Consider the following 16157-nt stretch of genomic DNA (forward strand, 5'->3'; position numbering starts at 1 on the left):
CAAATTTAAAAGAGGACGGCTGCATGACGCTTCGTATCGCTATCAATGGCTTTGGCCGCATTGGCCGCAATGTCCTACGCGCACTCTATACCCAAGGCTATCGAGAGGACCTGCAGGTCGTCGCCATTAACGACCTAGGTGACAGCGCGATCAACGCGCACCTGCTGCAATTCGACACCACCCATGGCCATTTTGGCGGCACAGTAAAATTCGACCATGAAAGCCTGACCGTCAACGGTGACCGAATCGCGGTCAGCGCCATCCGCAATCCGGCAGAGCTGCCGTGGAAGGCAGAAAACATTGATGTGGTGTTCGAATGCACCGGCCTGTTCACCGACCGCAACAAAGCCGCTGCGCATATTACTGCCGGCGCGCGCAAAGTAATCGTCTCGGCCCCGTCCAAAGGCGCGGACGCCACCGTGGTTTACGGCGTCAACCACGACATCCTGCGTCAATCGCATCAGATTATTTCCAACGCATCCTGCACCACCAACTGCCTGGCGCCCATCGCACAGATTCTGCACCGTGAATGGGGGATTGAAAGCGGTTTGATGACCACCATCCACGCCTACACCAATGACCAGAATCTGACCGACGTGTACCACACCGACCTGTACCGTGCGCGTTCGGCCACCCAGTCGATGATCCCGACCAAGACGGGTGCAGCAGAAGCCGTCGGCCTGGTGCTACCGGAACTGGCAGGCAAACTCAACGGCATGGCGGTTCGCGTCCCGGTGATCAACGTATCGCTAGTGGACCTGACCGTGCAGCTCAAGCGCGAAGCCACGGCTGAAGAAGTCAACGCGATCTTCAAAGAAGCCAGTCAGCACTCGAAAATCCTCGGCTACAATACCCTGCCGCTGGTGTCCCACGACTTCAACCACAACCCGCTGTCGTCGATCTTCGATGCCAACCACACCAAGGCTAACGGCAAGCTGATGAAAGTGCTGGCCTGGTATGACAACGAATGGGCATTCTCCAACCGCATGCTGGACAACTGCCTGGCGCTACATAACGCCCAGTAAAACCATCTTGCATGAGGGCTTCAAGCACGGCCAGCCCTGTTAAGCTGGCCGGGTTGTCAAATGGACAGACGCCTCATGCCCCTCGAGACCAAGACCGGAACACCGCACCGGTCAATCCTTTCACGCCGTTTGTTTGCCATCCTTGCTTACGTCAGTGTAGGGATCGGGCTGATCGGCATCGTCGTGCCCGGCTTGCCCACCACCGAATTTGTCCTGCTGGCCGCGTGGGCTGCGACCAAAAGTTCGCCACGCCTGAGCGCGTGGCTGGAAAACCATCGCCTGTTTGGACCCATCCTGAATAACTGGCGCAACGGGCGTTTGATCACCCGTCGCGCGAAAATCAGCGCCACCCTGAGCATGGTGCTGTGTGCCAGCATCATGCTAATCCTGCTTGAACACCACTGGCCGGTGTACCTCGCCATCGCGGGCATGAGCCTGGGAAACCTGTGGATCTGGTCGCGACCCGAGCCCGTGAATGCATAACCCTCCTAAACGCCTGCCATGGGCTGTTGCTGCAATGCGACATTTTCAATCGGAATGCCTACGGCATCATTAGCAATCACGTTGCATAAGAGGCTCTGTTGACCTACGTCATATTTAGCGGCAGTCATGGCACCTACCCTGAGGCACTACTTCTCCTGGATGGAGCTGCGCAATGTCTCAAGCTACCGGCAAACTTAGGCTCGGCGCACTTGTCGCGCTTGTCGTAGGATCAATGATCGGGGGAGGCATCTTTTCGCTCCCGCAGAACATGGCAGTCAGTGCCGACGTAGGCGCGATTTTAATCGGTTGGGCCATTTCAGCGGTGGGTATGTTGACCTTGGGTTTCGTGTTCCAGACCCTGGCCAACCGCAAGCCCGATCTTGATGGTGGGGTCTACGCCTACGCCAAGGCAGGTTTCGGCGACTACATGGGGTTCTCGTCCGCGTGGGGTTACTGGATCAGTGCGTGGTTGGGCAACATTGGCTACTTCGTTCTGCTGTTCAGCACCCTCGGTTACTTCTTCCCGATTTTTGGCCAGGGCAACACGCTAGCGTCGATCATCGGCGCTTCAGTGCTGCTGTGGGCGGTGCACTTTCTGGTGTTGCGCGGGATCAAGGAGGCGGCGTTCATCAATCTGGTGACCACCGTCGCCAAAGTCGTACCGTTGCTGCTGTTCGTGTTGATCGCCCTCTTCGCGTTCAAGCTGGACATCTTCACTGCTGACATTTGGGGCTTTAAAAACCCGGATCTGGGCAGTGTGCTGAATCAGGTCCGCAACATGATGTTGGTCACCGTTTGGGTGTTCATCGGCATCGAAGGCGCAAGCATCTTCTCCGCCCGCGCCGAGAAACGTTCGGACGTGGGCAAGGCCACCATCATCGGTTTCATCACCGTGCTGCTGTTTCTGGTACTGGTGAACGTATTGTCGCTGGGCATCATGACCCAGCCCGAGTTGGCCAAACTGCAAAACCCTTCCATGGCTGCCGTGCTTGAACACGTCGTAGGGCATTGGGGTGCAGTGCTGATCAGCGTTGGTCTGGTTATTTCCCTGCTCGGTGCGCTGTTGTCGTGGGTGCTGCTGTGCGCAGAGATAATGTTCGCCGCAGCCAAAGACAGCACCATGCCAGCGTTCCTCAAAAAGGAAAATGCCAACCACGTGCCGGCCAATGCCTTGTGGCTGACCAACGGTCTGGTTCAGGTTTTCCTGATCATCACCCTGTTCTCGGCCAGCACCTACCTGTCACTGATCTACCTCGCCACCTCGATGATTTTGATTCCATACCTGTGGTCGGCGGCGTATGCCCTGTTGCTGGCGGTGCGCGGCGAGACCTATGAGCAAGCCTTGACCGAACGCAAGAAGGACCTCGCTATCAGCGCCGTCGCGCTGACCTACGCGATCTGGTTGATCTACGCCGGCGGCATGAAGTACCTGCTGCTGTCGGCGCTGCTTTATGCCCCGGGGGTGATCCTGTTTGCCAAGGCGAAACATGAAGCAGGCCAACCCGTTTTCACCAACGTTGAGAAGCTGATCTTTGTCGCAGTGGTCATCGGCGCGCTGGTTGCCGCCTATGGTCTCTACGACGGCTTCCTGACCCTGTAACACCCATGCGTACATCATTGGAGGAATACAGATATGTCCACCGATAAAGTCAAACTTGGCGTTCACTCTGAAGTTGGCAAACTTCGAAAAGTCATGGTGTGCTCACCAGGCTTGGCGCATCAACGCCTGACTCCGACTAACTGCGACGAGTTGCTGTTCGATGACGTGCTGTGGGTCGGTCAGGCCAAGCGCGATCACTTCGACTTCGTCACTAAAATGCGTGAGCGCGGCACTGAAGTGCTGGAAATGCACAACCTGCTGACCGACATCGTCGCGTTTCCAGACGCACTGGACTGGATTCTCGAACGCAAGATTTCCCCCAACCTGGTGGGTGTTGCCCTGGTCGATGAAGTCGACGCCTGGGTGCGCAGCCTGGAGCCACGCCAGATCGCCGAATTCCTGATTGGCGGGGTATCGGCCGATGATCTGCCGACCAGCTTCGGCGGCAAGACCATCGAAATGTTCCGCGATTTCCTCGGTCACTCCAGCTTCATCCTGCCTCCACTGCCCAACGCTATATTCACCCGCGACACCACCTGCTGGATTTATGGCGGTGTGACCCTGAATCCGATGTATTGGCCTGCCCGTCGTCAGGAAACCCTGCTGGCCAGCGCCATCTATAAATTCCACCCGGAGTTCACCAACGCCGACTTCCAAGTCTGGTACGGCGACCCCGATCTGGATCATGGCAACGCCACCCTTGAAGGCGGCGATGTCATGCCTATCGGCAACGGTGTGGTACTGATCGGCATGGGCGAGCGCACCTCGCATCAGGCCATTGGTCAACTGGCGCAGAACTTGTTCAAAAACAATGCGGTCGAACGGGTCATTGTCGCGGGTCTGCCAAAGTCCCGCTCTGCGATGCACCTGGATACCGTGTTCAGTTTCTGCGACCGCGATCTGGTGACGATTTTCCCGGAAGTGGTCAGCCAGATCGTCGCGTTCAGCCTGCGCCCCGATGACAGCAAGCCGGGCGGCATTGACGTGCGTCGCGAAAAAACCAACTTCCTTGATACCGTGGCCGCTGCGCTCAATCTCAAAACCCTGCGCGTGGTCGAAACCGGTGGTAACAGCTTCGCCGCCGAACGCGAGCAATGGGATGACGGCAACAACGTGGTCGCGCTGGAACCGGGCGTGGTCATCGGCTACGACCGTAATACGTACACCAATACTCTGCTGCGCAAGGCCGGGGTCGAAGTCATTACCATCAGCGCCAGCGAACTCGGCCGGGGTCGCGGCGGTGGTCACTGCATGACCTGCCCGATCCTGCGCGACCCGATCGATTACTGATACATCGATCACCCACATGTGCCCTGGCTTGGCCCTATCCCGTGCCAGCCAGGGAGATAACCGAAACCCAAGGAGATCTGAAACATGGCCTTTAACATGCGTAACCGCAGCCTGCTGAGCTTGATGCACCACACAAATCGCGAGTTGCATTTCCTGCTCGACCTGTCCCGCGACCTCAAGCGCGCCAAGTACACAGGCACCGAACAGCAGCATCTCAAAGGCAAAAACATCGCGTTGATCTTCGAAAAAACCTCGACCCGCACCCGCTGCGCCTTCGAAGTTGCAGCCCACGATCAAGGTGCCCACGTCACCTACATTGACCCGGTATCGTCGCAAATCGGCCACAAAGAAAGCATGAAGGACACCGCCCGCGTACTCGGCCGGATGTTCGACGCCATCGAATACCGTGGCTTTGAACAGGAAATCGTCGAGGAGCTGGCCAAATTCGCCGGTGTGCCGGTCTTCAACGGCCTGACCGCCGAGTTCCACCCAACGCAAATGATTGCCGACACCCTGACCATGCGCGAACACAGCGACAAGCCGCTGCATGACATCAGCTACGCCTACTTGGGTGACGCGCGCTACAACATGGGTAATTCACTGCTGATGATCGGCGCCAAACTGGGCATGGACGTACGCATCGGCGCACCCAAGGCCCTGTGGCCGCACGCTGACTTCATTGCCCAGTGCAAAACGTTCGCCGAGGAAAGTGGTGGCCGCATCACCATCACTGAAGACCCGCTGGAAGCAGTCAAGGGCGTGGACTTCATCCATACCGATATCTGGGTCTCCATGGGCGAACCGGTTGAAGCGTGGGACGAGCGCATCGAACAACTGCTGCCGTATCAGGTCAACGCCACAATGATGAAAGCGTCGGGCAACCCACGGGTGAAGTTCATGCATTGCCTGCCAGCGTTTCACAACAGTGAGACCAAGGTCGGCAAAGACATCGCCAGCCGTTACCCGAATCTGGCCAATGGCGTGGAAGTCACCGAAGAGGTCTTCGAGTCGCCGGCCAACATCGCTTTTGAGCAGGCAGAAAACCGCATGCACACCATCAAGGCAATCCTGGTATCGGCGCTGGCTGACATCTGACTTTGGGGAAAAACACCATGCGTATCGTCGTTGCATTGGGTGGTAACGCCCTGCTCCGCCGTGGCGAACCGTTGACCGCGGAGAATCAGCGGATGAATATCCGCGTCGCCACCCAACAGATCGCCAAAATCGTCCCCGGCAATGAGCTGGTGGTGGCCCACGGCAATGGCCCGCAAGTGGGCCTGCTGTCCTTGCAGGCATCGGCCTACACCGCCGTGGCGCCTTATCCGCTGGACGTCCTCGGCGCTGAAACCGAAGGCATGATCGGCTATATCATCGAACAGGAGTTGGGCAATCTTCTGCCCATCGAGGTCCCTTTCGCCACCCTGCTGACCCAAGTCGAGGTAGACGGCAACGACCCCGCCTTCCAGCATCCGACCAAGCCCATCGGCCCGGTCTATTCGAAAGAAGAAGCAGAACGCCTGGCCAAGGAAAAGGGCTGGAGCATCGCCCCGGATGGCGATAAGTTTCGCCGAGTGGTCGCAAGCCCGAAACCCAAACGTATCTTCGAGATCCGCCCGATCAAGTGGCTGCTGGAAAAAGGCAGCATCGTGATCTGTGCCGGTGGCGGCGGCATCCCGACGATGTATGACAAGGACGGTCAGCTACAAGGTGTCGAAGCCGTGATCGACAAAGACCTGTGCTCGGCCTTGCTCGCGGAACAACTGGAGAGTGATCTGTTGGTGATTGCCACCGACGTGAACGCCGCGTTTATCGACTGGGGCAAGCCCACCCAGAAGGCTATCGCCCAGGCCCACCCTGACGAGATGGAAAAACTGGGCTTTGCCGCAGGCTCGATGGGCCCTAAAGTGCAGGCAGCCTGCACCTTCGCCCGCAATACCGGCAAGGTCGCGGTGATTGGATCACTGGAAGATATCGAAGACATCGTCAACGGTAACGCCGGCACGCGAATCAGCAGTGCCACACCTGGCATTATCTATAAATGAACCTTGGGATAGGCCGCGAGGTCTATCCCGACACTTATCGTTTCGTCCAGCGAAGGAGCAATGCACATGTTCGAACCCGGTCATCTGCACATCACTCGCGTTGCACTGCAACCCACCGATTTCAGCTATGACATCCACATCCGCTACGAAGTGCGACAGGCCCCCACGCAAGGCACGGCCATGCATTTCTTCATGGAGGGCGAGATCAATGGCGCTGCGTTCAAGGACGAATTCGAACTGCCAAAGGACATGGCCTACAACTTTGCCAGCGAAGCCTTTCATATCGCGGTCAAACACGGCATGCCCAAGGCTGCGGACCTGCGCTCGATGCATGGACAATACGACGCCATGTTCGAACACATTCGGCAACTGCTCGACGCCAAGCCTGGTGATCCGGTGATGCCAGAACATCTGGAATGACCTCCATGGCCAGGAACGCCTCTCGCGAATATGCCTGGCAATGCCAGTGACACGGACGACCTGACACGCCGCTGACCCATTTGCTGGCATAATTGCGGCCCCCGCGGTCCAGAACCTTTAGTAGCCCATGCGTATTCACGTCTGTTTTATCGACCGCGTTGGTATCACCCAGGAAGTGCTGGCTATTCTGGGCGGGCGAAATCTGAACCTGGACGCCGTGGAGATGGTGCCGCCGAACGTTTACATCGATGCCCCGACACTCAGCCCGCAAGTGCTCGAAGAGCTGAAGGATGCGTTGTTCCGGGTGCGCGGTGTCGAAGCGATCACCGTGGTGGACATCCTTCCCGGCCAGCGTCGCCACCTGCAACTTGATGCCTTGCTCGCCGCCATGACCGACCCGGTCCTGGCCCTGGACAGCGCTGGTCATGTGCTGCTGGCCAATCCGGCGCTGATTGCGCTGTGCGGACGCGAACCTGAAGGTGAATCCGTCGCCGAGCTGTTCGCCGACCCCGGCCTGCAAACCGCATTACTGGAAAACGGCTTTCGTTTACCGTTGCGCGAAGTCACGCTCAACGGCGAAGTTTTACTGCTCGACGCCACCCCGATCACCGACGCAGGCGCGCTGTTGACGCTGTACCAACCGAGCCGGATTGGCGAACGCTTGGCGGCGCTGCACCATGACCATGCCGAAGGTTTCGATGCATTACTGGGCGAGTCACCACCGATTCGTACCCTCAAGGCCCGCGCCCTGCGCGTGGCAGCCCTCGATGCGCCGCTGCTGATTCAAGGCGAAACAGGAACCGGCAAGGAGTTGGTCGCGCGTGCCTGCCATGCCATCAGTACCCGCAATAGCGCCCCTTTCCTTGCGCTCAACTGCGCGGCGCTGCCGGAAAACCTCGCCGAAAGCGAACTCTTCGGTTACGCCCCAGGTGCCTTCACCGGGGCACAACGTGGCGGCAAACCAGGGCTGATGGAACTGGCCAACCACGGCACGGTGTTTCTCGACGAAATCGGCGAAATGTCACCGTACCTGCAGGCCAAGCTGCTGCGCTTCCTGAATGACGGCAGTTTCCGCCGCGTCGGAGGGGATCGTGAAGTGAAGGTCAACGTGCGGATTCTCAGCGCGACCCATCGCGACTTGGAAAAAATGGTCAACGAAGGCACCTTCCGCGAAGACCTGTTCTATCGCCTGAACGTACTCAACCTGGAAGTGCCGCCGCTGCGCGATCGCGGGCAGGATATCCTGCTGCTGGCGCGCTATTTCATGGAGCAGGCCTGCGCTCAGATCCAACGACCGATTTGCCGCCTGACGCCGGGCACTTACCCCGCACTGCTGGGTAACCGCTGGCCGGGTAACGTGCGCCAGTTGCAGAACGTGATCTTCCGCGCAGCAGCTATTTGCGAAAGCACGCTGGTGGATATCGGCGATCTGGACATTGCCGGCACGTCCGTCGCCCGACAAAGCGACGGCGAAATCGACAGCCTCGAACAGGCGGTCGAGGACTTCGAGAAAACCTTGCTGGAAAAGCTCTACATCAGCTACCCCTCCACCCGCCAACTCGCCGCCCGCCTGCAAACCTCCCACACCGCCATCGCCCATCGGTTGCGCAAGTACGGGATTCCGGGAAAGGGCTAAGCCCCGACGCGTGTGGTCAAGGGGCGTTTCCGCAGCCCCCTTCGCTATATTCGGAAGCGTCCTACAGCCGGCCTATCCCCCTTGGCAATAGACTGTCCAGTCGACGAAAAAAAGGACTGGCACGTATGGCTAATCACGGTTACATGCCCCTGACAGGTAAGACTCAAGGACTGATTTCAGCGAGCTGCTCAACTCAGGATTCCATGGGCAACAAATATCAGCCAGACCATACCGACGAAATAATGGTGCTGTCTTACAACCACACCATGGCCAATATTGGAAATATCGACAGGCCAACCCACCACCCAATCATCATCACCAAAAACGTTGATAAATCGTCACCGTTACTCGCTCAAGCGCTCTCAAACAGAGAAGAAATAAACGGTACGATCAGTTTCTACCGCGTATCTCCCGTTGGCACCCAGGAAAAATTCTATTCAGTGTCGATCAGTGGCGGGATTATCGCTGACCTGACGCTTGATATGCCGCATGTCATTTTACAATCGGACGCAGAACCTCAAGAACACGTCGCTATTCGCTACCGTGAAATCACCTGGAGGCACCACTTGGCCGGGACCAGCGGTTATAGCTTTTGGGGTGAAGAGGGATGAACCCCAACCGTTATGACCTCTGGGATGTCCATCAAGCTGCGGGCCAAGTGCTGGCGCAAGCCCATAGCCTCAGCGCTCGCCACCTTAGCCACGGCATGCCGCGTGTGCACTTCAATAGAGAAGTGGCCTATTACGCAAAGCGCATTGTCGATGATGTCGAGCTCGGCCATAAAACCCCCGAACAAGGCATACAGGCACTGCTGCAAGAACGGAACGACCTGTCAAACCAGGCGCAGGCCGTGGCGCGCAACGGCCAGGTTGCAATAAGCGATGCGGTCAAGCGCATCCCGGTATATCGACTCACCCAACCCGTATTACAACCTGACCCCGAGCGCTTATTGCGCTTTGTCCATGCTCAACACCTCAACACCTCAACACGCCTGATGAGAAGGCTCAGCGCACAACACAAGCGGCAGCCCCGCCACCTCCCGTCGAAACGTATAAGTTTTTCCCCCGAGAACAATGGCCAGAGCCCATCGAGCTACACGACCCAGGGTTCTACATCGTCCCCAAGAGCACAACGGCGGAACAGCTGGAAGCGCAGCTGTTCACCTCACGCAACCCGGCCGTGATTGCCAAATTCAGGGCCCTTAACCCTGGGTTGGATCAGGTAAAAGCGGGGCAGATGATCGTGCTAAGCGATCCCGAAAATCCACGATGCACCCGCGAAGAAGCGCTGCTGATGGAAACGGCACGCAGGGTGAATCAGGCGTTGGCGGACCTTAGCCCGGAAGAGGCCGATTTCATGGCCCGCCACCGTGACGAAATCGAATCCTTCCTCACGCACGGCGCCACCGCGATCGGCATTGGCGAGTCGATTTTCGCCAAGCACCTGGCCGATGTGAAATTTCTGCTGCAGGAGATAGAGGCCTTGCATACGCGCACCTTTGAGCAACATGGACACCTGCGCTCAGCGGAGTTCTTTGCCGACCGCAAGCGCCTGTTTACCCAACTCGATACCCAACTTACCTCGCTGACCAAAAAAAGCATCGGCTTACCCGACCACCCGAAGCTGAAAAGCGCCTTGGGTATCTCCAGTCGCAGCCTGGTGCATCGTGCGGGGCGAGCGGGCGGATTCGGCCAGAATCCCGGCTACGCCACCCGCATAGGCGCCGTGGCCAAGGCTTCCCAGTACGTCAAAACGGTGGCTGGATCGGCACCGCCGTCGGCGGTGGCGCCTCGTACATGAAAGTTCAAGACGTGTGCACAGCTGGCAATGCCGAGGCTTGCGAAAAAGTGAAATACACCGAAGGCGGAGGTTTTATCGGCGGGGTTACAGGGGGTGCTGCCGTTGGTGCGTATTTAGGCGCTGCTGGGACTGGCGCTATCTGTGTTGCTCTCGGGGTGCCCACTGCTTGGGTAGGAACGCTTGTATGCGGCATTGTGGTAGTCGGAGGTGGTTCTTTGGCAGCTGGGCTTGCCCTCGGCAAGATTGGTGAAAAGACAGGTGAAATTATTTACGAGGTCACTCAATGAGCGTGAGTACCGCTGACAAAGTTTTCCTCTGTGTCAGCTTAAGTGGCTTTGCAGGTGTGTTCGTTTTCCTTGGTATTGCGCTACATCTCGCCTACACCAAAATGGATATGATGCTGGACCACTTGAAGAACTGTCCCGCCGTTATGATCAGAGCCCCATTTAAGAATGGCGGCCCTGCGGGAAGGTTGTTTGTACTGGGTGCAATAATGGGACTAATGACCGTCCCTCGTCTCTATCTCCGCGATGGAGGGGCTAGCGCTGAGGATTTAAAGAGCTTCCCTGCCGACCTTAAACGTAAATTGATTGTATTGCACTGGGGCGGCTGCGTGCCTCTATTGGTATTGTTTGGAATGGTTGCAGTAGTCGAATTTGGTCTTGTGTAACCTATCGGGTACACGGCGTACCAGACAGGCCACCTTCGCAGACAAGTCAGTTCCTTGAGCTGCGAACGGCCATCAACCTGTACCGAAAACGCTACAACGGAACGGTTTCGCTACAGCTTCCGGACACCCCCCGTGTGCAAGGCTTTGATCCTGTAAGCCTTTTTTATCGCGCTCCAACCGTAACGATTTCGCTACAGCACCTATCCCCTCGCCATCAAAATATATATATAAGTCATTGATATATATCGACTAAATAATATTGGCCGCAAACTTGCTATGGTCTTTCCTCATTACGCTCATGCGCGCCGTGAGCTTTTGCCCCTTGAGGAGTTTTTATGAGCGAGTTGCGATTCACCGTCGACCACGAATGGCTGCGTACCGAAGCGGATGGCAGCGTCACCGTCGGCATTACGCCCTACGCGCAAGAGTCGCTGGGTGATGTGGTGTACGTGCAACTTCCTGAATTGCAGACTTACACACAACACGCTGAAGCCTCGGTGGTTGAGTCTGTGAAGGCTGCCAGCAGTATCAACATGCCGCTCACCGGCGAAGTGGTCGAAGTCAACGCAGCGCTCGAAGCGACGCCTGAACTGGTCAACGAAGACGCACTGGGCGCCGGCTGGTTCTTCCGCTTCATCCCTGAAGACGCCAGCGCCATCGACAGTTTGCTCGATCAGGACGCTTACGACCGCCTGATCAAAGCCAGCGCTGAAGCCTGAGGAGCCAACATGACTGACCGTATCGAATTGAGCACCGCCAACGAGTTTATTGCGCGCCACATCGGCCCACGTCAGGCGGATGAAAAAGCCATGCTCGCGACCCTGGGTTTCGACTCCCTGGAAGCGCTGAGCGCCAGCGTCATCCCGGACAGCATCAAGAACACCAGTGTTCTGGACCTGTCCGCCGGGCAAAGCGAAGCTGATGCCCTGGCGTCGATCAAAGCCATCGCCAGCAAAAACCAACTGTTCAAAACCTACATCGGCCAGGGCTATTACAACTGCCACACCCCGGCACCGATTTTGCGCAACCTGTTGGAAAACCCGGCTTGGTACACCGCTTACACCCCCTATCAGCCGGAGATTTCCCAAGGTCGACTGGAATCGCTGCTGAATTTCCAGACTTTGATCAGCGACCTTACCGGCCTGCCCATCGCCAACGCCTCGTTGCTCGATGAAGCCACCGCCGCCGCCGAGGCCATGACGTTCTGCAAACGCTTGAGCAAGAACAAAAGCAGCCACCTGTTCTTCGCCTCCAGCCATTGCCACCCGCAGACCCTTGATGTACTGCGCACCCGTGCCGAACCGCTGGGCATCACTGTCGTCGTTGCAGACGAAAACGAGCTGAGCGATGTCAGCGAGTATTTCGGTGCCCTGCTGCAGTACCCGGCGAGCAACGGTGACCTGTTCGATTACCGCGAACTGGTCGAACGTTTCCACGCCGTTCATGCCCTGGTCGCCGTGGCTGCCGACTTGCTGGCCCTGACCTTGCTGACCCCTCCGGGTGAGTTCGGCGCAGACGTGGCCATCGGCAGTGCGCAACGCTTTGGCGTGCCATTGGGCTTTGGTGGGCCACACGCGGCCTACTTCTCGACACGCGATGCGTTCAAACGCGATATGCCAGGCCGTCTGGTCGGTGTTTCCATCGACCGTCATGGCAAGCCAGCCTACCGCTTGGCGATGCAGACCCGCGAACAACATATCCGTCGCGAAAAGGCCACCAGCAACATCTGCACCGCGCAGGTTCTGTTGGCCAACATTGCCAGCATGTATGCGGTCTATCACGGGCCACGCGGCCTGACACAAATCGCCAAGCGTACGCACCAGCTGACCGCGATCTTCGCCGAGGGCTTGAAGCAGTTGGGCTTGAACGTTGATCAGGCGTTCTTTTTTGACAGCCTGACCCTGAACACCGGGGCCGACACCGCTGCGCTGCACGTCAAAGCCCGCGCCCAACAGATTAACCTGCGTGAAATCGATGCTCAGCGCCTTGGTCTGTCGTTCGACGAAACTATCCAACAGGCCGACGTCGAAACCCTGTGGCAGCTGTTCGCCACTAACGGGCAAAGCCTGCCGGACTTCAATGCGTTGGCCAGCAGCGTAGAATCACGCCTGCCTGCCGCGTTGCTACGCCAGTCAGCGATCCTCAGCCATCCAGTGTTTAACCGTTACCACTCCGAAACCGAGCTGATGCGTTACCTGCGTCGTTTGGCCGACAAGGACCTGGCACTGGACCGCACCATGATTCCGCTGGGCTCATGCACCATGAAGCTCAATGCCGCCAGCGAAATGATCCCGATCACCTGGGCCGAGTTTGGCAATCTGCACCCCTTCGCACCCGCCGAGCAAAGCCTGGGCTACCAGCAACTGACCGACGAACTGGAAGCGATGCTCTGCGCCGCGACCGGTTACGATGCCATCTCGCTGCAACCTAACGCCGGTTCCCAGGGCGAATACGCTGGCCTGCTGGCGATCCGTGCTTACCACCAGAGCCGCGGCGATGATCGTCGCGACATCTGCCTGATCCCGTCGTCGGCCCACGGCACCAACCCCGCGACCGCCAACATGGCCGGTATGCGCGTGATCGTGACTGCCTGTGATGCACGCGGCAACGTCGACATCGAAGACCTGCGCGCCAAGGCCATTGAGCACCGCGAACACCTCGCCGCACTGATGATTACCTACCCATCGACGCATGGTGTGTTCGAAGAAGGCATCCGCGAGATCTGCGGGATCGTCCATGATAACGGCGGCCAGGTGTACATCGACGGCGCCAACATGAACGCCATGGTCGGCCTCTGTGCACCGGGCAAGTTCGGCGGCGATGTCTCGCACCTGAACCTGCACAAAACCTTCTGCATTCCCCACGGCGGTGGCGGCCCAGGCGTTGGCCCGATCGGCGTCAAATCGCACCTGACCCCGTTCTTGCCGGGCCACGGGACGATGGAGCGCAAAACAGGCGCTGTCAGCGCAGCGCCGTTTGGCAGCGCGAGCATTCTGCCGATCACTTGGATGTACATCCGCATGATGGGTGGCGAAGGCCTTAAACGCGCCTCGCAACTAGCGATCCTCAATGCCAACTACATTTCCCGTCGTCTGGAAGAGCACTACCCCGTGCTGTACACCGGCAGCAACGGTCTTGTCGCCCACGAATGCATCCTCGATCTGCGTCCGCTTAAAGACAGCAGCGGTATCAGCGTCGATGACGTTGCCAAGCGGTTGATCGATTTCGGCTTCCACGCGCCGACCATGTCGTTCCCGGTTGCTGGCACCCTGATGATTGAGCCGACTGAAAGCGAATCCAGGGAAGAACTGGACCGCTTCTGCGAAGCCATGATCCGCATCCGCGAAGAAATCCGCGCAGTGGAAAGCGGTGCACTGGACAAGGACGACAACCCGTTGAAGAACGCGCCGCACACCGCCGCTGAAATCGTCGGTGAATGGAGCCATCCGTACAGCCGAGAACAAGCGGTGTACCCGGTAGCCTCGTTGATCGAGAACAAATACTGGCCACCTGTGGGTCGCGTCGACAACGTGTTTGGTGACCGTAATCTGGTCTGCGCATGCCCGTCCATCGAGAGCTATCAAGACGCCTGATCGAGATGGGGCTACTGTGCAAAGTAGCCCCACCCTTGATACGACGCATGACCCTGTAGGTGCGGGCTTGCCCGCGATTACGGCGTATCGGAGACACCACGCCAGTCCGATCGCGAGCAAGCTCGCTCCTACAATTAAACGCGACCTCCCTGTCTATAATAAAAAACCGGAGTGCAACCATGTCGCTGAGCGTGTTCGACCTGTTCAAGATTGGTATCGGCCCCTCCAGTTCGCATACCGTGGGCCCGATGCGGGCGGCTGCCCGGTTCGCCGAAGGTCTGCGCCGCGACGATTTGCTGACGACAACGGCCTGCGTGAAGGTCGAGCTGTATGGCTCACTGGGCGCTACCGGCAAGGGCCATGGCAGCGACAAGGCCGTGCTGCTGGGCCTGGAAGGCGAACACCCTGACACCGTCGATACCGAAACCATCTCTGCGCGTCTGCAACAGATTCGCAGCAGTCAGCGCCTGAACCTGCTCGGTGAACACAGCATCGAGTTCGTCGAAAAACAACACTTGGCGATGATCCGAAAACCCTTGGCGTTCCATCCAAACGGCATGATTTTCCGTGCGTTTGATGCCGCCGGTTTGCAGACTCGTAGCCGCGAATATTATTCCGTCGGTGGCGGCTTTGTTGTCGATGAAGACGCCGCCGGCGCTGACAGGATCGTAGAAGACAGCACTCCTCTGACCTATCCGTTCAAAAGCGCCAAGGATTTGCTGGGCCATTGCACGGCGCATGGCCTGTCTATCAGCCAGGTGATGTTGGCCAACGAAGCCGCCTGGCGCCCGGAAGCGGAAACCCGCAAAGGCCTGCTGAACATCTGGCAGGTCATGCAGGATTGCGTGAAAGCGGGGTGCCGCAATGAAGGGATTTTGCCGGGCGGGTTGAAGGTCAAACGCCGGGCTGCAGCGCTACACCGTCAGCTGTGCAACAACCCGGAGGCGGCGCTGCGTGATGCACTGTCAGTGCTCGATTGGGTCAACCTGTACGCCCTGGCGGTCAACGAAGAGAACGCCAACGGTGGCCGGGTCGTCACCGCCCCCACTAACGGTGCAGCGGGGATTGTCCCGGCGGTGCTGCATTACTACATGCGCTTTATCTCCGGCGCCAATGAAGACGGGGTTGTGCGCTTTCTGCTCACGGCGGCGGCGATTGGCATTCTTTACAAAGAAAACGCCTCGATCTCTGGCGCCGAAGTGGGCTGTCAGGGCGAAGTCGGCGTGGCCTGCTCAATGGCGGCCGGAGCGTTGTGCGAAGTGTTGGGCGGCAATGTTCAGCAGGTAGAAAATGCCGCCGAAATCGGCATGGAACACAACCTGGGCCTGACGTGCGACCCGATTGGCGGCTTGGTGCAGGTGCCCTGCATCGAGCGCAACGCGATGGGTTCGGTGAAAGCGATCAATGCCGTGCGCATGGCGTTGCGCGGCGATGGTCAGCACTTCGTCTCCCTCGACAAAGTGATCCGCACCATGCGCCAGACCGGTGCCGACATGAAAAGTAAATACAAGGAAACCGCCCGAGGCGGGTTGGCCGTGAACATTATCGAGTGCTGAAACAGCCTCATGAAATCGACTGCTTTCGCCCTCCCTACAAAG

16 protein-coding genes are annotated in these 16157 nt (G+C 58.2%); all 16 read left to right on the forward strand.

Annotated features, from left to right (window positions below; genetic code table 11):
• Positions 1-23 precede the first annotated feature (23 nt).
• The 16 genes from gap (at position 24) to RGU44_RS00465 (ending at position 16115) form a co-directional block, all read left to right on the forward strand.
• The gene (gene gap / locus RGU44_RS00390) at positions 24-1025 is read left to right on the forward strand and encodes a type I glyceraldehyde-3-phosphate dehydrogenase (protein ID WP_322178057.1); all 1002 of its coding nucleotides are present in this window, start codon (positions 24-26) and stop codon (positions 1023-1025) included.
• Positions 1026-1100: 75 nt separating this feature from the next.
• Positions 1101-1508, forward strand: a complete 408-nt coding sequence (locus RGU44_RS00395; RefSeq protein ID WP_322178056.1) for a YbaN family protein — start codon at positions 1101-1103, stop codon at positions 1506-1508.
• Positions 1509-1680: 172 nt separating this feature from the next.
• On the forward strand, positions 1681-3108 hold the full coding sequence (gene arcD, locus RGU44_RS00400; protein WP_322178055.1) for an arginine-ornithine antiporter: 1428 nt from the start codon (positions 1681-1683) through the stop codon (positions 3106-3108).
• Positions 3109-3141: 33 nt separating this feature from the next.
• Positions 3142-4398, forward strand: a complete 1257-nt coding sequence (gene arcA / locus RGU44_RS00405; RefSeq protein WP_322178054.1) for an arginine deiminase — start codon at positions 3142-3144, stop codon at positions 4396-4398.
• An 84-nt stretch (positions 4399-4482) separates the two neighbouring features.
• The gene (locus tag RGU44_RS00410; protein ID WP_322178053.1) at positions 4483-5493 is read left to right on the forward strand and encodes an ornithine carbamoyltransferase; all 1011 of its coding nucleotides are present in this window, start codon (positions 4483-4485) and stop codon (positions 5491-5493) included.
• Between the two features lie 17 nt (positions 5494-5510).
• Positions 5511-6440: a carbamate kinase gene (gene arcC / locus RGU44_RS00415; protein ID WP_322178052.1), complete on the forward strand. Its 930-nt coding sequence runs from the start codon at positions 5511-5513 to the stop codon at positions 6438-6440.
• Positions 6441-6506: 66 nt separating this feature from the next.
• Positions 6507-6860, forward strand: coding sequence for a DUF5064 family protein (locus RGU44_RS00420; RefSeq protein WP_322178051.1), 354 nt, complete (start codon positions 6507-6509; stop codon positions 6858-6860).
• Between the two features lie 127 nt (positions 6861-6987).
• Positions 6988-8496 (forward strand): sigma-54-dependent transcriptional regulator, encoded by a 1509-nt coding sequence (locus RGU44_RS00425; protein ID WP_322178050.1) that lies wholly within the window; start codon positions 6988-6990, stop codon positions 8494-8496.
• A 125-nt stretch (positions 8497-8621) separates the two neighbouring features.
• On the forward strand, positions 8622-9107 hold the full coding sequence (locus RGU44_RS00430; RefSeq protein WP_322178049.1) for an Hcp family type VI secretion system effector: 486 nt from the start codon (positions 8622-8624) through the stop codon (positions 9105-9107).
• A complete protein-coding gene (locus RGU44_RS00435) occupies positions 9104-9679 on the forward strand; it encodes a hypothetical protein (RefSeq protein WP_322215162.1) in 576 nt (191 codons plus the stop codon). The genes RGU44_RS00430 and RGU44_RS00435 overlap by 4 nt, the downstream gene beginning before the upstream one ends.
• Positions 9680-9732: 53 nt before the next feature.
• The gene (locus RGU44_RS00440; protein WP_322215163.1) at positions 9733-10296 is read left to right on the forward strand and encodes a hypothetical protein; all 564 of its coding nucleotides are present in this window, start codon (positions 9733-9735) and stop codon (positions 10294-10296) included.
• Positions 10293-10583, forward strand: a complete 291-nt coding sequence (locus RGU44_RS00445) for a hypothetical protein (protein ID WP_322178047.1) — start codon at positions 10293-10295, stop codon at positions 10581-10583. The genes RGU44_RS00440 and RGU44_RS00445 overlap by 4 nt, the downstream gene beginning before the upstream one ends.
• Positions 10580-10966 carry a hypothetical protein gene (locus tag RGU44_RS00450; RefSeq protein WP_322215164.1) on the forward strand — a complete coding sequence of 129 codons (387 nt, stop codon included), beginning with the start codon at positions 10580-10582 and terminating at the stop codon, positions 10964-10966. Before RGU44_RS00445 ends, RGU44_RS00450 begins: the two co-directional genes overlap by 4 nt.
• A 335-nt stretch (positions 10967-11301) precedes the next feature.
• A complete protein-coding gene (gcvH, locus tag RGU44_RS00455) occupies positions 11302-11685 on the forward strand; it encodes a glycine cleavage system protein GcvH (RefSeq protein ID WP_322178045.1) in 384 nt (127 codons plus the stop codon).
• A gap of 9 nt (positions 11686-11694) precedes the next feature.
• Entirely contained in the window at positions 11695-14559 is a 2865-nt protein-coding gene (gene gcvP, locus RGU44_RS00460; RefSeq protein ID WP_322215165.1) for an aminomethyl-transferring glycine dehydrogenase, read from the forward strand.
• Positions 14560-14738: 179 nt separating this feature from the next.
• A complete protein-coding gene (locus RGU44_RS00465; protein ID WP_322215166.1) occupies positions 14739-16115 on the forward strand; it encodes an L-serine ammonia-lyase in 1377 nt (458 codons plus the stop codon).
• Positions 16116-16157 lie beyond the last annotated feature (42 nt).

The organism is Pseudomonas sp. 5C2, from assembly GCF_034314155.1.
Lineage (GTDB): Bacteria > Pseudomonadota > Gammaproteobacteria > Pseudomonadales > Pseudomonadaceae > Aquipseudomonas.